Source organism: Lysinibacillus sp. RC79 (assembly GCF_041262405.1).
Taxonomy (GTDB): domain Bacteria; phylum Bacillota; class Bacilli; order Bacillales_A; family Planococcaceae; genus Lysinibacillus.
On the sequence record NZ_JBGCCD010000003.1, the window covers coordinates 158,539 to 178,715 of the forward strand.

A 20,177-nucleotide genomic window follows, 5' to 3' on the forward strand; every position below is an offset into this window, starting at 1 on the left:
ATTACTCAGCAGCAGCTTCTACAGCTGGAGCTTCCTCTTCACCTTGTTTTGACTCGATTAAAGCGTCAGCCATTTTAGCAGTTAAAAGTTTAACAGCGCGAATAGCATCATCATTAGCAGGAATTACGTAGTCGATTTCATCTGGATCACAGTTTGTATCAACAATACCTACTAGAGGGATGTTTAATTTAATAGCTTCTGCAACAGCAATACGTTCTTTACGTGGGTCAACCACGAACATTACGTCTGGAAGAGCGTGCATATCACGGATACCGCCTAAGAATTTGATTAGACGTTCGTGTTCTTTTTTAAGTTGGATTACTTCTTTTTTAGGTAGAACTTCAAAAGTTCCGTCTTCTTCCATTTTTTCGATTGCTTTCATACGTGCAACACGTTTTTGAATTGTACCGAAGTTTGTAAGAGTACCACCTAACCAACGTTGGTTGATGTAGTAGTTGCCTGAACGTTCAGCTTCATCTTTGATCGCTTCTTGTGCTTGTTTTTTCGTACCAACGAAAAGAACTTTACCACCGTCTTGACCAACTTGACGCATGAAGTCATAAGCTTCCTCTAATTTTTTAACAGTTTTTTGTAAGTCGATGATGTAGATCCCGTTACGCTCAACGAAGATATATTTCTTCATTTTTGGGTTCCAACGACGAGTTTGGTGACCGAAATGTACACCAGCTTCAAGTAATTGTTTCATAGAAATTACTGACATGTGTATTTCCTCCTAGTATGTTTGGTTTTTATCCTCCGCATTTATCACTTGCAACAAGCTACCCTAAGCTTAGAGCACCACTTACTACATCAAAATGCGTGTGTATTAATAACACCATTTGCAACTATATCATAGCTTTACCCCATTCGCAACTGTTTTAGTGATGAAATTTCAATAAAAGCTCGATTTCTGTTTTTCCTTTTTGAAGCTGCTTTGCAATTTCTTCTGGTGTTTTACCTTGTTTCGCTAATTCAACAACTTGTTGTTCCACTGTTAATGGCTTAGCTTCTTGCTTTTTGGTTGCATCAGTTGCTTGTTGGTCCGAATGTACCACCTTCGCTTCAGTTTTAGCCCCAGTTTGCTGCTGACGTGAATAAGCATTGGCTACGATATTTTTGGGCACATAAATACGCTGTTCATTATCTAGACTAATAGAACCGTCTACTGTACTTTTTTCCTTTGTCAGAGAAGGTGGTTGCTCCTGCTCCTTTTGTCTCACAATCTGTTCTTCCTGTTTCACAGCATTCGTTTGAGTTTCAGACTTAGAAACTCTTTGCAGCTCTTGAATTAGGCGATCATTTTCATCTTTCATATCAGCTAAATAGACACTGATGGTATCATCCATTTCACGCATTAAGCGCTCCTGTTTCTTTTCTAAGTCCTTAAATTTTGCTAGCTTCGTATTTAATATGATAAGGAAATAAAATGAAATTAGCTGTAAAATAAATAGAACCGCAATTAGTATGATTGTCATAGTAAACTCCTATCCACTAAAATCCACGAAATTCCCTTTAAACGGATGCTGCGCCTGCTTTTCTCGCTTCTCGTCATCCTTATTTTTCTTTTTTCGAGTACCTTTTATATACTCGCCACCTGCTTCTTCATCTTCACTAATCCCATCCATACCCTCTGAAGTATTCACAACTTTTTGCTTGCGTTCTATTTCTTTCTTTAACGCTTCATTTGCATGTGCTTGCTGAGCCAAAGTTTGTTGTTGTGCCTGATCAGCCATTTTTCCTGCTTCAAACGTTTTTGGAATAGCTATTTGTAATTCGACACCCTTTAAACTCATGTGACTCCCTCCTTAAATGATATGTATATAAGGATTATTATGCATTAATCATTTCATTGGATAATAATTTCCGTAGCTTTAATAACGCCTTAGAGTGGATTTGTGAAATGCGTGATGTAGATAATTCAAGCATTTCTCCAATTTCTGTTAATGTTAATTCCTCAGAATAAAATAAACTAAGCACCAGCTGCTCCTTATCATTGAGCTTTTGGATATTTTCCGCTAAATCCCCAAGCAATTCTGACTTAACGACAGCTTGTTCAGGTGTTTTAGTCGTGTCATCACGAATAACAAATGACTTTCCATCAGTCTCATCTTGATCTTGCTGCTCATTAATGGAAAGAACATTTGAAAAGAAATGCTCTTGTACAGTTTGGTAAACGTCCTCAACAGGTAAAGCCATATGTTCCGCAAGTTCCTCAGGTGTTACATGACGCATATATTTTTGTTCTAACTGTTCAATCTGTGCATCTAACTTTTTCGCCTTCTCACGTGCGGAGCGTGGCAACCAATCTTCCTTACGTAAACCATCAATAATTGCTCCTCTTACTCTAAAAGAGGCATATGTATCAAATTTCAAGTCTCTATTAATATCAAATTTATTCAACGCGTCAAAAAGACCTATCATACCTAAGCTCGTTAAATCGTCTCGCGATACATTCTTTGGTAAGCTCGCTCCAATGCGTTGTACATGATATGATACTAGAGAAATATATTTTTTTATAAGTAAATCACCAGCATCTGGATCACGTTCATTTATCCAGCGGTTCCACAGCTTTTGTTCATCGTTCAGAATTGGTTGTGTCATGTAATCCACCTCTCTAAGAAAAACGCATTTACGCGTCTGTTTGCCACTGTCTTATATTACCTTGATGTTTATTAACTAGTTCATTCTGTAATTCTTTCCTATTATTATAACAAAAATCGACTATAATTTCATTTGTTTCTCCTACTCTATCACAGATTCTTTACATTTATGTGTCGGGCATTTTTTAGTTTGGTTATAGTCAAAACTTACTAATGCAAAAGAATTAAGATAACTATAAAAAAGAGCCGCTACTAGCGACTCCCATTTTTAAGCATTATTTACTTGCGGATCATCCTCACGATTCATCATCGTTCGTACAACCTGAGCAATTTCTTCTGAGCTTTCATCTTGAAACTCAACGGCAGAGTTGGCCGTCGGTGTTTCTTGATTTTCTTCCTCGTGATTGTCGGATTCGTTTTCTTCATACTCACCTTCAACGACTTCTTCATCACCCTCTGGTGTGAATAAAACGTAGGCAATTAAAAACCTTACAATATACATGACGAAAAACACAAATATTCCCGCCACAAATGACCCTATGATAATACGTAGTGGTGTATAGGGTTTTTGAAATGTAATAAAAAAGTATAGAGAAAAGGCCAATAACGCTCCCCATAGGTTATAAAAAATAGAACCAAACATTATATTTCGCTCACTCCTTGGTTAACCGTTCGAATATGTAATGTAGACGTCGCAGGATTAAATTCAATTGTTCTACCACTATTACCACCAGTGTCTTCGGCAACTAAACGAATTCCATGACGCTTTAGTTCATGCTTTACAGCTTCTACATTACGTGGACCGATGCGCATGGAGTCTTTATCTGAAGTGAATTGAAACATCTGCGCACCACCCGCAATTTTTGCCTTTAGCTTGAATTTTTGAACGCCTTCTAACTTTAATAAGTCAATCATTGCCGCAATGCCTGTGTCAGCAAATTTAGCCACATTTATTGACTCTTGTCTACCTAAACTCGAATCCGGCAACATCACATGTATTAAACCAGCAATTTTTTTTGATTCATCATATAAAATAACACCTACACAAGACCCAAGACCTGATGTTCTTATCGTATTTGGTAACTTTACTACATCCATTTGTGCAATTCCAACTTTGATAACTTGCCCATTACTACTGTTTAGTATCATCTACGAAACTCCTAATGCTTTAAAAATAGCATCAAATGAGTCTGGATCTGGTAATAAGAAGAAATGCCCTCTTACTGTTTCCTGATCCTCTACACCGTCTTCAAAAATGGATGTGTTTATGACGATAACATTATCGCTAACGTGTGATAATTCAATCAAGCCAATACTAATAATAGCACCAAACATGTCAACACTTAGTCCTGGCACAGTTGGATAAATTTTTAAATTCGTAAAGTCAGATAATGCCGATAAATAAGAGCCGGATAAAATATTACCCATTTCCTGCATAGCTGATAAACCTAACTCTGAAACAGGTCGTTTTTTAAAGTCGAATGATTCATCAAATATGAGACGACGAATAAAACGATTTGCCTGTTCAATTGGCAGGATAAAGAACATACTACCTTGAGCATCACCTTCAATGCGAAGATAGATTCCAACTACGACATTTTCAGATCCTCCAGCAAGCTCCATCATGTCATTAAATGACACCATTTCAACCTTTGGTACTCGCATATCAATTTTTTTACCAAGTAAATTGGAAAGTGCTGTCGCAGCATGCGCAGCACCTATATTACCAATTTCCTTCAATACATCTAAATGTAGTGATGTAATCTTTTGATTATATGTCATTATAGATCCCTACTTTAGTGGATTTAGTACTTTCTCTAAATGCAATAAAATTAATAATCTTTTATCTATTTTAGCCACTCCTGAAATAAACTCTTCTTCCAGTGAACCTACCACTTCGGGCTGTGGTTCAATTGAGTCAGCTGGGATGTCTAACACATCATTTGCAGAGTCTACGACGAAACCTACTTCCATATCTTCTAATGAAATAATGATAATACGTGTTGTTTCTTCATGCTCAGAGACAGGTAATTCAAATCGTTCACGTAAATCCACAATTGGCGTTACGACACCACGTAGGTTAATAACACCTTTTACATATTTCGCCGTTTTCGGTACACGTGTAATATGCATTAGTTTTTCAATCCCTTGTACATGTGACACTGGAATCGCATATTCTTTATCGGCTAATTGAAAAACAATTACTTTAATACTTTCTTGTTCCACTGCATTTGTCATTGTTTACACCTCTCTTATTCATTCACCTTATTTAATAAGTGCGTTACAATCCACAATTAAGGCTACTTTCCCGTTACCTAAAATTGTTGCACCTGAAATTGCAAAGATATTCGTTAAGTAATTTCCTAATGATTTCAGAACAATTTCTTGTTGGCCAATGAATGAATCCACAACTAAACCAGCAAGTTTTTCACCTTTTCGAACGATGACTACTGAATGGAATTCGTCATCCTGTAGTTCTTTGCGAGGTACCTCAAAGATTTCTTCTAAGAATACTAGTGGTACTACTTTGCCACGGAAGTCGATTACTTTTTGATTATGCGCATTCATAATTTCTGATGAACGGATAATTGAAGTTTCAATAATTGATGAAAGTGGAATTGCATAAATTTCTTTTTCGATTTCTACTAGCATGACAGAAATAATCGATAATGTTAGTGGTAATTGAATCGAGAATACTGAGCCTACATCTTGTGTAGATTCAATTGAAATATTTCCACCCAATGATTCTATCGTTGTTTTAACAACGTCTAATCCAACGCCTCGGCCTGATACGTCAGAAATAACATCTGCCGTTGAGAAACCAGAAGCTAAAATAAGCTCATTGATTTGCTTATCTGACATTGAATATGATTGTTCTTGTGTAACAATACCTTTAGAAATAGCTTTCGCAAGTACTTTTTCACGGTTAATACCTGCTCCATCATCTTCAATTTCAATAAAGACATAGTTACCACTATGATAAGCACGCAGTACAACCGTTCCTTCTTCTGGTTTACCTTTAGCAAGACGAGCCGTAGGATTTTCAATACCGTGGTCAACAGAATTACGAATTAAATGAACAAGAGGATCCCCAATTTCATCGATTACTGTACGATCTAATTCTGTTTCAGCACCAATAATTTCGAGGTTAATTTTCTTGTTTAGATCACGAGATAATTGACGAATCATTTTCGGGAAGCGATTGAATACTGTTTCAACCGGAACCATACGCATCGTTAAAATAATCGTTTGTAAGTCACCCATGACACGGCTCATGCGTTCTACTGTTTCATTTAACTCTCCATGGTTAACCTCAGTTGCAATAGACTGTAGTCGTCCTCGATCTATCACAAGCTCTTCAAATAAGTTCATTAATATATCAAGTCGCTCGATATTAACACGAATTGTTTTATTACCAACAGGCGCATGGCTTTTATCAGCCTTAGCAGGAGTTGCTGCTTTTTCAGGTTCAGGTGCTGCAGTATTTTTTTCAGGTGCAGTAGCAGGTTTAGCCACCGCTTCTACTGTAGCTGTTGCTGCTACTTCTTGAATTGCTTGTTCTTTTTCACTATATTGCTTTTGTTCGATAGTTGAGACAATCACTTCTTCGACTTCCGAAACTTTCATAATCTTTTTCTGCATATCTTCGGCAGATTCTTTTGTTACGAAAGCTACGTAAAATTGTTGATCGAACTGTTCGTCTTCAAGCTTTTCTACAGATGGACTTGATTTAATAACATCCCCATCTTTTTCTAAAATCTCAAACACCATAAATACTCGTGCTGCTTTTAAAAGACAGTCCTCACGTAATTTCACTGAAATTTCAAATGCATTGAAACCTTGCTCAGCAGATTGTGAAATAACTGTTTGTTCGAAGCCGTCATACTCTAACATACTTGCTACAGCAGTAGCTGGTGTCTCAATAGTTCCTACGACTTCAGAAATCGCTTCTTCACCTAATTCAATACGCTTTAATTGAGCAACAGTCGAAGATACATCACGTTTTCCATCTCCACCATTCGCAATGTCCATCACCATTTCTTCTAGATGGTCTACAGACTCAAAGACAACATCTAAAATTTCAGGAGAAACATGGATTTTCTCGTTTCGGATCGCATCCAACACATTTTCCATTTTATGAGTTAAGTCCGCTAAATCTTCAAAGCCCATTGTCGCAGACATACCTTTTAATGTATGCGCGGAGCGGAAAATTTCTCCAACAATCGCCAGATCATCTGGATTTTTTTCTAGTTCTAATAAATGTTCACTACACGCTTGTAAATGGTCTTTACTTTCTTCAATAAACATCTCTAAATATTGATTGACTTCCATAAGAGGACACCCCTTTAAGGCAAATATTTCATTATTGTTTGTGCAATATCATCTACATCTGCTACTTCATCGACAAGTTGCGTTTCCACTGCTGCTTTCGGCATACCATACACTATACAAGTTTCGGCTGACTCAGCGATTGCCATCACATTTCCAGTACTTTTTAGTGCTTTTAGTCCGTTAGAGCCGTCATGGCCCATACCTGTCATAATAACTGCCACTTTATCAAAATCTGTAAATTGACTCACATCTTCAAACATCACATCTACAGAAGGGCGATGTCCAGATCTAGGTGGTTCATTATTATCAAGGACTATGCCAAAGGAGGTACCTACTTTTCTAAGTTTTAAATGATACCCACCAGGTGCAATATACGCCACTCCGTTTTGGAGAATATCTCCTTGCTCAGCTTCCTTTACCGTAATCTCACTCAATTGATCCAGACGAGTAGCAAGAGATTTTGTAAATCCTGCTGGCATATGCTGGACAATTAAAATTGGTGCTTGAATTGATTTCGGGATTTTTGTAATTACTTCTTGTAATGCTCTAGGTCCGCCAGTGGAAGTACCTATCAGTACAATTTTCCGACCTACTTTACTCCATTCCACATATGGCTTTGATAGTTCTGCTCTTGTCGGAAAAACATTGACAGGAGGAGTCACTCTACCTTCACTAAGTGATTCTCTTCTAATGGTACTCGCTTTTAATGTCTGTTCTTGTTGTCTTTTACTACCAGAAGGTTTCTTTAATTTTGAAATAGGTACCAATGATGCTTGTTCAACCTTGTGGACAAGTTCGGTTTGGATTTTATGTAAATCAAGAGAAATCGTTCCACTAGGCTTCGCGACAAAATCTACTGCCCCAAATTCAATTGCTGATAAGGCATTTTCTGCTCCTCGTTGAGTAGTACTAGAGAGCATAACAACAGGTACTGGACATATAGTCATAATTTCTTTTAAAGCATCAAGCCCATTCATTTCAGGCATCTCAATATCCATTGTCACAACTGTTGGCTGCAATGATTGAATCTTTTTTATCGCATCTTTCCCATTTCGTGCTGTTCCAACTACTTCAACCTTCGAGTTGTCAACAAAAAAGTCACTAATTAGCTTTCTCATAAAAGCAGAATCATCAACAACTAATAGCTTGCTTTTATGTAAAAAGTCCAATTAATCACGTCCTTTCGAAAAAATACTTCTTAATTTAGTTAAGAATTTACCCGCTGACTGATCATGTGCATGAACTTCCTCCGCACGGTGTTCCATAAAACGCGCCACTATAAGTTGAAGTGTCTTTGTAATAAGTGCGTCTGGATAGGCAAGTGAAAAAGGTACTTGCTCTCGCACAGCCTTACGCACAACAGAATCTTCAGGTAATGAGCCTAATATCGTAACCTCTTTGTCCAAAAAACGTTTCATCGTACGCTTTAGGCGTTCAGTGGTTTCCAGTCCTTCTTCTTTACTATAAGCACGGTTACAGAGTATATAAAACTGCTTGTCCGTATCTCGCATATGAATGTATTTCATCATTGAATATGCATCTGTTATAGAAGTTGGCTCAGCTGTTGATAAAACAATGATTTCATCTATTGAGGCTAGCAAGTCTAATGACCAGCTAGTAGCCCCTGCTCCCATATCAAAGAAGATGTAATCAAAGTTTTTTTGAAGCTGCTCAAATGCATGAATGAGTCGTTCAAACAGTTCCTCTGACCATTCTAAGACGCCCGACATACCAGACCCACCTGAAATATACTTTAAATCGCAAGGACCTTCAAATATTACCTCATCTAGTAACTTATTTCCTTCCAAGTAATCTTTTAAACTATAAGAAACATTTTTTCCAATTAAAATATTGATATTGCCCATACCAATATCCATATCAACGATGACAACTTTTTTCCCTTTATTGGCCAATGTAGTTGCAAAATTCATAGAGAAGTTACTTTTACCAACCCCACCTTTGCCGCTTACAACCGCAATTGCCCTACCTAATTCGCCCTGCTGCCCCAACATTTTCAAGCGTAATGTTTCAGCTTGGTCTCTCATTTTTCTTCACCTTGAAAAAATAAATTTAGTACTGCTTCTAGATCAGCTTCTTCAATATCTTCTGGTACTTCTTGACCATTCGTGTAGTAAGCAAGTCCTTTATTATATTTAATCATTAAATTAATCATTGTGCCAATAGAATTTGTTTCATCAATCTTTGTAAAAATGAATTTTTCAACTGGTAATTGCTTAAATTGCTCTACTATGTTTGCCATGTCCTTTTCTTTCGTTGTCATAGCAAGTACTAAGAAGGACTCTGCTTGATCATCAAATTTTATGAGACGCTGTAAATCGTCTACATATTTTACCTCTTTATAATTGCGGCCTGCTGTATCTATAAACACTAAATCTAAATGGGCCAATCGGTGGATTGCTTGTTCAAAATCTGTTGCATTATAGGCAATTTCGACAGGAGCCTGCAACAGTCCAGCATACGTTTTTAATTGCTCAATTGCGGCAATACGGTAAGTATCTGTCGTGATAAATCCTATTTTTTTCTTTTTTTCTAAAACTGCTCTAGCTGCCATTTTAGCAATGGTCGTAGTCTTTCCGACACCTGTTGGACCTAAAACATTAATATATTTTTTTTCATAGGATAGGCCCCCCACTGGGAGATCCTCCAGCTCTTTGCGCAATAAATTTTTCGTAATCATCTTACATTGAGAGAAATTGATTTCTGACGCTTCTTTGAAATGCGTAAAAAGCTCATCACCAATCGTTGTGATGAGCTCCTCACTTAGCTCCTGCTGTCTTAAGTATTCAATGAAGGGTAAGAGTTCATCGGGATATTGATCTTGGATAGTCTTCTTATGCATGGAATGCATTAAAGATTTTAAATCTGCAATTTCCTTCCTCAAATCTTCAGAAATGCCAGTTTCCTCATGTAAGGGCGCATCATTCTGTGGCTGTACTGGGTGTACTTTAGCTTGCACAGCATTCGTAATCTCTTGTAACCTTACATTTTCTTTTTTAGATGTTGTTATAGGTAAAACTGCAGGTGCTGGAGCCGCATTACTTGGCTCCATTGAATCAATCCCTGCAACAACCTCAAAACTTTTCTTTTTAATGATTCCAAAAAACTTTTTTGTAATTACTACTTTTGAATTCAAGATGACAGCGTCCTCACCTAATTCAGCACGCACAAGCTTCATCGCTTCTGGTATGGAGGATGCATAATATTTTTTCATTTTCATTCAACATTCACCACCCCAACACTTTGAATTTCAACTGTAGCATCAAGTTCATTGTATGATAGAACTGGAATTTGCGGGAAATAACGCTCCGTTAGTTGACGTAAATACATACGAACTGCTGGAGAGCATAATATAATAGCAGATTGTTCCATAAAGGAAACGCGTTCTACTTCTGCAGCAATAGTCTCCAAGACAGTTTGAGAATCTTGTGGATCCATCGCTAAGTAATTTCCGTGATCAGTTTGTTGAATACTATCAGCAATCATCTTCTCTACTCTACCCGAAACAGTTATGACCTTTAATGATGTGCTGTCCCCTACGTATTGAGAAGTAATCTGACGTGCCAATGATTGACGGACATACTCAGTTAATACATCGGTATCGCTCGTTAATTTTGCATAGTCTGCTAGCGTCTCGAAAATAATTGGTAAGTTTCGGACAGAAACATTTTCTCGTAGAAGTTTACCCAGTACTTTTTGAATTTCCCCAGTCGATAACGGTGTAGGCGTCAACTCTTCAACTAAAATTGGATGCGTTTCACGTAAATGATCAATTAACTGCTTCGTCTCTTGACGACCGAGTAATTCATAAGCATTTGCACGAATCATTTCCGTTAAGTGAGTCGACACAACGCTCGGTGGGTCAACAACTGTGTAGCCGAACATTTCGGCATCCTCTTTAACTTGCTCAGTAATCCATTTTGCAGGTAAACCAAATGACGGTTCAACTGTGTCAATTCCTTCGATGGAATCATCATCTCCTGGACTCATTGCTAAATAATGATCAAGCAGAAGTTCCCCACGTGCCATTTCGTTACCCTTTATTTTAATTCGGTATTCATTTGGTTGTAATTGAATATTATCGCGAATACGGACAACCGGAATGACAATCCCTAATTCTAATGCTAACTGTCGACGTATCATAATGACTCGATCTAATAAATCGCCGCCTTGAGCAGCATCTACTAACGGTATTAAACCATAGCCAAATTCAAACTCGATTGGGTCCACATTTAATAAATTCACAACGTTTTCAGGGCTCTTCATGCCGTCTGTTGCCACTTCTTCCTCAATTTCAAGTAATTCTTCTTCATCCTCTGGTTTTTTATGATCCATCATATAAGCACCAGCAATTAGTGAACCACCAATTGGAATTGTTATCCAGAGAGGTATAGGTGTGAAAAATCCAAGTAAAAGTATTGTTCCACCCGCTACATAAAGCAGTTTTGCTTGAGCAAATAACTGTCCTGTAATATCTTCACCCAGGCTACCTTTAGAGGATGCCCGTGTTACAACAATCCCTGTCGCTGTAGAGATAAGTAGCGCAGGAATTTGCGAGACAATACCATCCCCAACCGTTAACTTAGAAAAATGATTTGCTGCATCTGCAAACGGAAGACCCATCTGCACAACACCGATGATGATACCAAATAATAAGTTGATAATAACCATGACCATTGAGGCAATGGCATCCCCTTTTACGAACTTTGTGGCACCATCCATCGCTCCATAGAAGTCCGCTTCACCCGCTACTTTTTCGCGTCGTTCACGTGCTTCCCGTTCAGAAATAATTCCTGCATTTAAATCAGCATCAATACTCATTTGTTTACCCGGCATCGCATCCAGTGTGAAACGTGCTGCTACTTCAGCTACACGCTCCGCTCCTTTTGTAATAACGATAAACTGAATTAACACAAGAATTAAGAATACAACTAAACCAACTAGTACATTCCCGCCGACTACAAAATCACCAAACGTTTCAACAACAGCACCAGCATCACCTTTGGCTAAAATGGCACGTGTTGTAGAAACGCTCAGTCCGAGTCGGAACAAAGTTAACAATAAAATAACTGAGGGGAAAATAGAAAAGTCTAACGCTTCCTTCATACTCATTGCTGTTAACAGTACTATTAATCCTAATGTAATATTAATGACGATTAAGAAACTTAACATCCACGGAGGAAGAGGAATGATGAGCATCGCAACGATTAAAATAACCGCACCTAAAACCCCTATATCGCGAACTTTCATTTGTGTCCCTCCTAAAAAAGCTTTAAATTTTCCGCTTAATTCGATAAACATAAGCAAGCACTTCTGCTATTGCTTTGAAAAACTCTTCTGGTACTTGATCGCCAATCTCTACTTGATCGTACATTGCTCGTGCTAATGGCCTATTTTCAACCATTACTACATCATGTTCTTTCGCAATCAGTTTAATTTTTTGAGCGATAAAGTCTGTACCCTTAGCAACGATGCGTGGGGCATCCATACTTTCCTCATCATATTTGATGGCAATCGCATAGTGAGTTGGGTTTGTTATGACAACATCGGCGTTTGGAATCTCTGACATCATTCGACGCATCGCCATTTCGCGTTGGCGTTGTTTGATTTTCGATTTTATCAGCGGATCGCCCTCACTATTTTTATATTCATCTTTAATGTCTTGCTTAGACATTTTAAGATTTTTTTCGTAATCATGTTTTTGATACATCCAGTCTAAAAGGGATACACATAGTAAGACGAGAGAAGCAGCAATCCCCATGATACCAACAAGCTTACCCACTGTAATAAGAGTCATCCATGGGCTTTTAAAGGATAACGCCAAAACTTCCGGCAAATTCGTCCAAACGATAATTGTCGTAACGCCACCTATGAAGCCAATCTTTAATACTGACTTGAGAAGCTCTATAATGGCTTTAACAGAAAATATTTTTTTCAACCCTTTAATCGGGTCCATCTTTTTTAAATCAAACTTCATCGGCTCTAATGTAAATAGGAAACCGAACTGTAGGAAGTTCCCTGCCAACGCTCCAACAAATGCAATTCCCATTATTGGGACAATAATAAAAGCCATTTGCACTAACGTTTCTGTAAATAGGCGCATCACACTATCAATTGTTAATGTTTCTACGCGTATGTTATGAATAAAAGTTTGCCTGAAAAAAGCTAAAAGATCGTCTCGCAGTGAACCTGCAAAGAAGAATAAAAAGATAAATACCATGAGCATGACAATTGCACTGGAAATATCCTGACTTTTGACAACCTGACCTTTTTTTCGAGCATCTTGTCGTTTTTTAGGCGTCGCCTTTTCCGTTTTTTCTCCCGCAAAATACTGTAAATCTAAATCCAGTAGTAGCAACATTTTACCCACCACCTAAAATAGCCATAAAATCACGCATAGCATAAATCATAATTGAAAGAAGCTTTTGAATAACTTGAATCATTACAGCCATCATTGTGAACAACACTAGAAAACTAACGCCTATTTTAATAGGAAAACCGACAACAAAAATATTTAATTGTGGTACAGTTTTCGCTGTGATTCCTAGTGCTAAATCAACTAAAAATAAAGTTGCTACAACAGGAGCAGCCATTTGAAAGGCAATCGCAAAAACAGCCGTAAATGTTGTGATGATAAACTCGATATAATTGTCATTTGCGAAATTAGGAAATCCTTGATTCATCGGTAAGAATTGATAACTATAATAAATTCCATCGAGAATCATATGATGTCCATTTATAGCTAGAAGGAACAGTAATGCTAGCGAATTAAAAAATTGTCCTATCAATGGACTTTGTGCGCCTGTTTGCGGGTCAATAATGTTGGCAATGGCAAAACCCATCTGAAAATCTATAAAGCTTCCGGCAATTTGAATTGCCGACATGATGATATAAGCAACTAGACCAAGTAACAGCCCAATGAGCGCTTCTTTCATCACTAAAAGTATGTAATCACCATTAAATACAAATGGTTCGACGTCAATCGTGTAGTACATCATCCAAGCTAAAACTAATGCGAGAGTTATTTTAACTTGTGGCGGAATCGTTCTGTACGAGAAAAAAGGCACCGTGACGAAAAATGCCGATACGCGCACAAGTACTAATAAGAAAATCGTAAAATGCGGGATTAATTCATTCATCTACTCACCCTATATAACGCGTTAAATTCTCAAAAATATCTCTCGCATAGCTAGTCACTTGTGATAACATCCAAGGACCGAAAAATACGATGGCTGCAAATACAGCGATGATTTTTGGAACGAATGCTAAAGTTTGCTCTTGAATTGATGTTGTTGCCTGAAAAATACTTACCGCTAAACCAGTGATTAAAGCAACTAATAGTAGCGGACCGCTTGTTAGAAGGATAATCATAATGGCACGCTCTGCAATTGAAATAACCAATTCACCTGTCATACTGTATCATCCCCTAAAAACTTTGTAGTAGTGATTTCATCACAAGATACCAACCATCAACGAGTACAAATAATAAAATCTTAAACGGCAATGAAATCATAACCGGTGGTAACATCATCATCCCCATCGACATTAGAGTACTTGCGACAATCATGTCGATTACTAGGAATGGAATAAAAATCATAAAGCCAATTTGAAACGCTGTTTTAAGCTCACTCAATGCGTAAGCAGGTACTAACATTGTAAGAGGAATTTCTTCTACAGATGCTGGCTTTTCTGCCTTATTATACTTTAAAAATAAATCAAGATCTTTTTGTCTTGTATGCTTACTCATAAACTCTTTAAACGGCACACTGGCACGATCATACGCTTCTTCAATTCCGATTTTCTCAGAAAATAATGGCTGCAATGCCTCTTTATTGACCTCTTGAAATGTTGGGGCCATGATAAAGAAAGTTAAAAACAAGGCAAGACCTACAATGACTTGGTTTGGTGGCATTTGCTGTGTCGCCAACGCAGTACGAACAAACGAAAGCACTATAACAATGCGTGTAAACGATGTCATCAAAATTAAAATACTCGGTGCCAGTGATAGAACTGTTAACAACAAGAGAAGCTTTACAGCGCTTGAGACATTAGTCGGATCGCTGTTGGAAAAAACACTGATTACATCATTCATTTATCATCATTCTCCTTTTGCTTCCATTTCCCCAGTTCTTCACTGCGCTCCTGTTTAATTTCGGAAATCTTTTTTTCAAATAGCTCACCAAAAGAGCCTTGTTTTTGCTGTGCTGGTGAACTCTCATTATTTTTTCTCTTAAACTTAGATAATACTTCTGCAATATACGGTGATGTTGTTGCAAGTTCTTGTCGTTCATTATAAAGTGCTAAAAGTGCTGCAACTTCATCAGGATCAGTTATTTCACGTAATAGTTGGACATCCTCACCGATCCCCACTAAATAAAGTGTTTTACCTACTTGTAATAGTTGTACTGACTTTTGAGCACCTAACGATAAACCGCCTAAATTTTGTACTAATTGATTACGTTGAAAGTTTAAATTTCTTTTATTTAAAAACTTCATTAACCCATAAAATAAAGCTACAACAAAAATAAGCGCCAAAACCATTTTTATGTATTCCCATGTAGATATGTCTCCAGCTGCTTGTAGATCTGAATCTTGCTTAGCAGCTGGAGCATTATCTTCTTTACAATCTCCTTTAGTGATGCAGTCGTTTACATAATTCGCGTTAGAGTCTGCATACACAGCAGTAGTTGTAGGGTACAAAAACAGGAAGGATACAAGAAATGCGAAAATCATCGTTTGACGAAATGATTTTAACATTTTCATTCGATCATCCTAGAGCTTTTTGAATCGCTTCAATTACACGATCAGCTTGGAAAGGTTTAACAATAAAGTCTTTCGCTCCAGCTTGAATTGCATCGATTACCATTGCTTGTTGTCCCATTGCTGAACACATAATTACAGTTGCATTTGGATGTGAACCCTTGATTGCTTTAAGAGCAGCAATACCGTCCATTTCTGGCATCGTAATATCCATTGTTACTAAATCTGGCTTTAATTCGTTGTACTTTTCAACAGCTTGTAAACCATCAGCTGCCTCTCCAACAACTTCAAATCCATTTTTCGATAAAATATCCTTGATCATCATGCGCATGAATGCAGCATCGTCTACAATCAAAATTCTTTTAGACATGGTTAACTCCTCCAATTGAAACTATCTTAAATTATTTAAACGCTCTGCTTGACTTAAAACATCTGTAATACGGACACCGAAGTTTTCATCAATAACAACGACTTCACCTTTAGCGATTAAACGGCTATTAACTAAAATATCAACTGGTTCACCAGCTAATTTATCTAATTCAATAATCGAACCACTAGATAGTTCTAATATCTCTTTTACAGAACGCTTTGTACGTCCTAACTCTACAGTAACTTGCAATGGAATATCAAGTAGCATATTTAAATTTCTAGCTTCAGATTGCGAGATAACATTTGGATCAAAACTAGCAAACTGTGCTTGTTGAACATTGACCGGTTGAATAGGTCTTGTTGCTTGTGGAATCTGTTGTTGCTCTTGATACATTGGTTGCTGCACAGGCGCTACCTGCTGTTGATATACTGGCTGCGCAGGCGGTGGTGTTACAGGTGCTTGTGGTTGCACAGGCGTCGGCGCTACTGGCGCTTCAGGTGCTATTGTTGCAGCCACAGGTTCCTCGATTGATTCCGTTTCTCCTAATAGAGATTTTACAATGTTTTGGCTAAATTTCAGCGGTAATAATTGCATTAGATTCGAATCAATTAAATTACCAATTTTCAATCTGAAGGATACTTTTACGAGTAAATCATCTTCAGGAATATTTTCTCGTCCTTCGTTTTGAGAAATATTCATTAAATCAATAGTAGGTGGAGAAATATCCACTTTTTTATTAAATACTGTCGACATTGAAGTGGCTGCAGAACCCATCATCTGATTCATAGCTTCTTGAACGGCACTTAGCTGAATTTCACCTAAGTCTGGTTTCGGATTTAAGCCATCTCCACCTAACATTAAATCAGCAATAATCGCTGCATCGGATTGCTTAATAACAAGTAAATTCATACCTGTTAGCCCGATTGTATATTCAACCTGTACGGCTACATAAGGATGAGGAAATTCCTCTTCTAATTTATTACGGTTAATCATTGAAATACTTGGGGTAGTAATATCTACTTTTTGACCTAATAACGCTGAAAGGGCTGTGGCAGAGCTACCAAAAGATATATTTCCTACCTCACCTAACGCATCTTGGGCAAACGAATCGAGGTAATCCTCTACTTTTAAATCATTAATATCCTCATTTGTTGAAGCTTCAGTGTCGCTGTTTTTATCTTCCAACGTCTCGCCCCTTAATAACGCTTCAATTTCTTCTTGGGAGAGCATTTCATCACTCATCTTCGTCTCCTCCTTTCAAAGGGTCGATAATCTGGATTGCTAATTTTTTGCCTTGCTTTCCTGGTTGAACTGTAAATTTCGGTAATGTTCCAACTTTTAATAGTAGTGGATCTTCAATTTTTTGTTCTAATTGAATGACATCCCCAACTTGCATTGTGAGGAAATCCTCAATGGTAATGTCTGTAATACCTAGTTCAACGGAAACAGGTAGTTGTGCTTGTTTCACACGTGTTTCAAGCATTTTTGTTTGCTCTGGAGACATCTCTTTTGTATTTGTCTGCATCCAGTAGCGAACAGAAAGATTTGGAACAATTGGCTCCAATACAACATGCGGAATACAAATATTAATCATACCGCTTGTCTCACCGATGATCGTGTTTAAGGAAATAACGACAACCGTTTCATTTGGTGAAATCATTTGTAAAAATTGAGGGTTGACCTCAAGCTCTACTAAAATCGGATCTATTTCCGCAACATTTTCCCACGCCTCGCGTAAATTGTCGAATGAACGTTCAAAAAGGTTTGTCATAATTTTAGTTTCTATTTCTGTTAAGTTATCTACATTACTATGACTCGCCCCACTACCGCCCATTAAACGATCTAACATCGAGTAGGCAATGTTCGGATTTATTTCCATCAATATATTACCATCTAATGGCGGCACTTCAAACACATTAATGAGTGTCATATTCGGAATCGAACGTACAAACTCTTCAAATGGTATTTGGTCTACTGATGCAACAGTAATCTGCACATAGCTTCTCAGCTGTGCAGAAAAGAAAGTTGTCAGTAATCGTGCAAAATTTTCATGTATTCGGGTCAAACTTCGGATTTGATCTTTTGAGAAACGTAGTGCTCGTTTAAAGTCATACACTTTAACCTTGCGCCCCTCGTCCTCTTTTTTTATGTCGTCCGCTGACATTTCCCCAGTTGATATTGCGGAAAGCAGCGCATCTATCTCGGATTGAGATAACACATCTCCTGCCATTTGCCCACCTCCATTTCAAGCAGTTTCTGTTTTATTGGGTAGTGATGAAGGAGGTAAAATAAACTTCCTGAATTTCTCCCTCTTGCATCAATTCATTAATTTTTGTTTTTAATGCTTTTTGGAAAACTTGTTTCCCTTGCTTACCTTCTAAATCTTTTTGTTCCATTTCGGAAAGCTCTTCAATAACAATATTTTTCACTTGGAAATCACGCTTCGTTAATTCTGCAGCAGCATCTTTACTTGATGTTTGAATTTTTAACGAAAAGCGTACAATTTTGTTATCAGCTAGATTTGTTGTAATTTCCGGAATTTCAACAGAAGCTTCTACGATTTCATCAATAGTTGGCTCAAGAGACTTTGCCGGCTTATTAAATTGGGTAAACAATACAAAGCAAATACCCCCGATAAGTATGATTGCTACTAGTACGATGATAATCATCGTTAACATTTTGTTATTCTTCATCTTCTTCACCTCGTAGATGCGGGTTTGATAGTATTTGTATATTTTTATAAAAGGCTGTTACCTTTTGTCGCACCTCATCTTCACTTTGTAAAACAATGATTTTGGTTCCAGTCGTTAATGTAATGGTCGTATCTGGAAAAGATTCGACCGTTTCTATGTATAAAGCATTCAATGTAAATGCTTTGCCATTTAAACGTGTTAGTTCAATCATTGAAATAGGGCCGGGTCTAGCACGAGAGCCGGCCCGACCCTCCCTCATATGAAATTATGTTTTTAGTTTTGAGCACTTCTTAACTGGCATTCTTTCTTTACCTGTATGACCATATTAAGTATACATCTCATACTAAAATCTACTTATTAAAATCTAGCGTTTTAAATTCACAAGCTCTTGAAGAATTTCATCAGAAGTCGTGATAATACGTGTATTTGCTTGGAAACCACGTTGCGCCACAATCATTTCAGTGAACTCTTCTGAAAGGTCTACGTTAGACATTTCTACCGATCCCGCAACAACTTGACCCATACCTGCTACTGTAGCAACTTGTGCATATGCTGTACCCGAGTTTGTAGTTTGTTGATAGTAATTGCCCCCTGTTTTAGCAAGGCCACCAGCGTTCGGGAATTTAGCCATTATCAACTGCCCAGCCCACTGCAGATCACCATTTAAATCTTGATAAGTAATATTACCATCAGGTCCAATATTCACCTCTTTAGCTGTTGTCGGGATACGAATAGGTCCTACAGTACCATCATCAGGTGTTAATACTCCATCAGCATCAAATAAATTAGCACCTTCATCCCCAGATGCTTTTGGTGCATCCTCCTCTGAAATACCTGTATCATCCTTCTCGGTAACAAGCTCTTCTCCAGCCGTTACACCAACTAAATATTTCCCATCAGCATTTACTAAGTAGCCATTGCTATCCATGTAGAAAATACCATTACGTGTAAATAACGTGTTATTGAAACCTTCTTCACCAATAAAGCCAGAATCTGCGTCCGGAGCGCCATTAGCATTAGCCACCATAAAGAAACCATCGCCTTCAATAGCTAAATCTAGTCCACGACCTGTATTCTGTATGGATCCACCACCGTGGATAGTATCGATAGCAGCTAATTGTGAACCTAAACCTACTTGTTTTGGGTTTACACCTCCACGTGTTGGAGTAGCCCCAGATGCGCCTGCTTGTGTTTGAGACATTAAATCTTTAAAATTAACACGCCCTTTTTTAAAACCAACTGTATTAACGTTAGCAATATTATTACCAATAACGTCTAGCTTTACTTGGAAGTTTTTAAGACCTGAAATACCTGAATACATAGAACGTAACATAATGTCGTTCTCCCTTCATTTATATTGTGTGCCTCTATCAATCAGCACACTTAGGCTTCCTTTCAAAGGTC

Annotated in this window: 24 protein-coding genes; all 24 read right to left on the reverse strand. The window is 37.7% G+C overall.

The features are described from left to right. Window position 1 precedes the first annotated feature (1 nt). Window positions 2-721 (reverse strand): 30S ribosomal protein S2, encoded by a 720-nt coding sequence (gene rpsB, locus ABH968_RS04485; protein ID WP_049668466.1) that lies wholly within the window; start codon window positions 719-721, stop codon window positions 2-4. 157 nt (window positions 722-878) lie between these two features. Further along, window positions 879-1,475 (reverse strand): hypothetical protein, encoded by a 597-nt coding sequence (locus ABH968_RS04490; RefSeq protein WP_370042843.1) that lies wholly within the window; start codon window positions 1,473-1,475, stop codon window positions 879-881. 9 nt (window positions 1,476-1,484) lie between these two features. Beyond that, the gene (locus ABH968_RS04495; RefSeq protein ID WP_370042844.1) at window positions 1,485-1,793 is read right to left on the reverse strand and encodes an RNA polymerase subunit sigma; all 309 of its coding nucleotides are present in this window, start codon (window positions 1,791-1,793) and stop codon (window positions 1,485-1,487) included. Between the two features lie 37 nt (window positions 1,794-1,830). Then, the gene (locus ABH968_RS04500) at window positions 1,831-2,601 is read right to left on the reverse strand and encodes a FliA/WhiG family RNA polymerase sigma factor (protein ID WP_370042845.1); all 771 of its coding nucleotides are present in this window, start codon (window positions 2,599-2,601) and stop codon (window positions 1,831-1,833) included. A 267-nt stretch (window positions 2,602-2,868) separates the two neighbouring features. Next, on the reverse strand, window positions 2,869-3,243 hold the full coding sequence (locus tag ABH968_RS04505; protein ID WP_370042846.1) for a hypothetical protein: 375 nt from the start codon (window positions 3,241-3,243) through the stop codon (window positions 2,869-2,871). Continuing rightward, entirely contained in the window at window positions 3,243-3,749 is a 507-nt protein-coding gene (locus tag ABH968_RS04510) for a chemotaxis protein CheD (RefSeq protein ID WP_370042847.1), read from the reverse strand. The genes ABH968_RS04505 and ABH968_RS04510 overlap by 1 nt, the downstream gene beginning before the upstream one ends. Next, the gene (locus ABH968_RS04515) at window positions 3,750-4,382 is read right to left on the reverse strand and encodes a chemotaxis protein CheC (RefSeq protein WP_370042848.1); all 633 of its coding nucleotides are present in this window, start codon (window positions 4,380-4,382) and stop codon (window positions 3,750-3,752) included. A 9-nt stretch (window positions 4,383-4,391) separates the two neighbouring features. Then, complete coding sequence (locus tag ABH968_RS04520; RefSeq protein ID WP_370042849.1) at window positions 4,392-4,838, reverse strand: chemotaxis protein CheW; 447 nt, start codon at window positions 4,836-4,838, stop codon at window positions 4,392-4,394. A 27-nt stretch (window positions 4,839-4,865) separates the two neighbouring features. After that, window positions 4,866-6,932, reverse strand: a complete 2,067-nt coding sequence (locus ABH968_RS04525) for a chemotaxis protein CheW (RefSeq protein WP_370042850.1) — start codon at window positions 6,930-6,932, stop codon at window positions 4,866-4,868. Between the two features lie 14 nt (window positions 6,933-6,946). Further along, entirely contained in the window at window positions 6,947-8,101 is a 1,155-nt protein-coding gene (locus ABH968_RS04530; RefSeq protein ID WP_370042851.1) for a protein-glutamate methylesterase/protein-glutamine glutaminase, read from the reverse strand. Next, the gene (locus ABH968_RS04535; protein ID WP_370042852.1) at window positions 8,102-8,977 is read right to left on the reverse strand and encodes a MinD/ParA family protein; all 876 of its coding nucleotides are present in this window, start codon (window positions 8,975-8,977) and stop codon (window positions 8,102-8,104) included. It abuts the gene before it with no gap. Next, window positions 8,974-10,170: a flagellar biosynthesis GTPase FlhF gene (gene flhF, locus ABH968_RS04540; protein ID WP_370042853.1), complete on the reverse strand. Its 1,197-nt coding sequence runs from the start codon at window positions 10,168-10,170 to the stop codon at window positions 8,974-8,976. Before flhF ends, ABH968_RS04535 begins: the two co-directional genes overlap by 4 nt. Next, the gene (flhA, locus tag ABH968_RS04545) at window positions 10,167-12,200 is read right to left on the reverse strand and encodes a flagellar biosynthesis protein FlhA (protein WP_370042854.1); all 2,034 of its coding nucleotides are present in this window, start codon (window positions 12,198-12,200) and stop codon (window positions 10,167-10,169) included. The genes flhF and flhA overlap by 4 nt, the downstream gene beginning before the upstream one ends. Window positions 12,201-12,222: 22 nt before the next feature. Beyond that, on the reverse strand, window positions 12,223-13,311 hold the full coding sequence (gene flhB, locus ABH968_RS04550; RefSeq protein WP_370042855.1) for a flagellar biosynthesis protein FlhB: 1,089 nt from the start codon (window positions 13,309-13,311) through the stop codon (window positions 12,223-12,225). 1 nt (window position 13,312) lies between these two features. Beyond that, on the reverse strand, window positions 13,313-14,089 hold the full coding sequence (fliR, locus tag ABH968_RS04555) for a flagellar biosynthetic protein FliR (protein WP_370042856.1): 777 nt from the start codon (window positions 14,087-14,089) through the stop codon (window positions 13,313-13,315). Window positions 14,090-14,093: 4 nt separating this feature from the next. Further along, on the reverse strand, window positions 14,094-14,363 hold the full coding sequence (gene fliQ, locus ABH968_RS04560) for a flagellar biosynthesis protein FliQ (RefSeq protein WP_079560472.1): 270 nt from the start codon (window positions 14,361-14,363) through the stop codon (window positions 14,094-14,096). 13 nt (window positions 14,364-14,376) lie between these two features. After that, window positions 14,377-15,042 carry a flagellar type III secretion system pore protein FliP gene (gene fliP, locus ABH968_RS04565; protein ID WP_370042857.1) on the reverse strand — a complete coding sequence of 222 codons (666 nt, stop codon included), beginning with the start codon at window positions 15,040-15,042 and terminating at the stop codon, window positions 14,377-14,379. Continuing rightward, window positions 15,039-15,713 (reverse strand): flagellar biosynthetic protein FliO, encoded by a 675-nt coding sequence (locus ABH968_RS04570; protein WP_370042858.1) that lies wholly within the window; start codon window positions 15,711-15,713, stop codon window positions 15,039-15,041. Before ABH968_RS04570 ends, fliP begins: the two co-directional genes overlap by 4 nt. Window positions 15,714-15,717: 4 nt before the next feature. Further along, window positions 15,718-16,080 carry a response regulator gene (locus ABH968_RS04575; RefSeq protein WP_079560469.1) on the reverse strand — a complete coding sequence of 121 codons (363 nt, stop codon included), beginning with the start codon at window positions 16,078-16,080 and terminating at the stop codon, window positions 15,718-15,720. Window positions 16,081-16,101: 21 nt separating this feature from the next. Further along, window positions 16,102-17,322, reverse strand: a complete 1,221-nt coding sequence (gene fliY / locus ABH968_RS04580; RefSeq protein WP_370042859.1) for a flagellar motor switch phosphatase FliY — start codon at window positions 17,320-17,322, stop codon at window positions 16,102-16,104. After that, window positions 17,315-18,310 (reverse strand): flagellar motor switch protein FliM, encoded by a 996-nt coding sequence (fliM, locus tag ABH968_RS04585; RefSeq protein ID WP_370042860.1) that lies wholly within the window; start codon window positions 18,308-18,310, stop codon window positions 17,315-17,317. Before fliM ends, fliY begins: the two co-directional genes overlap by 8 nt. 31 nt (window positions 18,311-18,341) lie before the next feature. Then, window positions 18,342-18,773 carry a flagellar basal body-associated protein FliL gene (gene fliL / locus ABH968_RS04590; protein WP_370042861.1) on the reverse strand — a complete coding sequence of 144 codons (432 nt, stop codon included), beginning with the start codon at window positions 18,771-18,773 and terminating at the stop codon, window positions 18,342-18,344. Beyond that, a complete protein-coding gene (locus ABH968_RS04595; RefSeq protein WP_049668748.1) occupies window positions 18,763-18,984 on the reverse strand; it encodes a flagellar FlbD family protein in 222 nt (73 codons plus the stop codon). The genes fliL and ABH968_RS04595 overlap by 11 nt, the downstream gene beginning before the upstream one ends. 153 nt (window positions 18,985-19,137) lie before the next feature. Beyond that, window positions 19,138-20,106 carry a flagellar basal body rod protein FlgG gene (flgG, locus tag ABH968_RS04600; RefSeq protein ID WP_370042862.1) on the reverse strand — a complete coding sequence of 323 codons (969 nt, stop codon included), beginning with the start codon at window positions 20,104-20,106 and terminating at the stop codon, window positions 19,138-19,140. Between the last annotated feature and the right edge of the window lie 71 nt (window positions 20,107-20,177).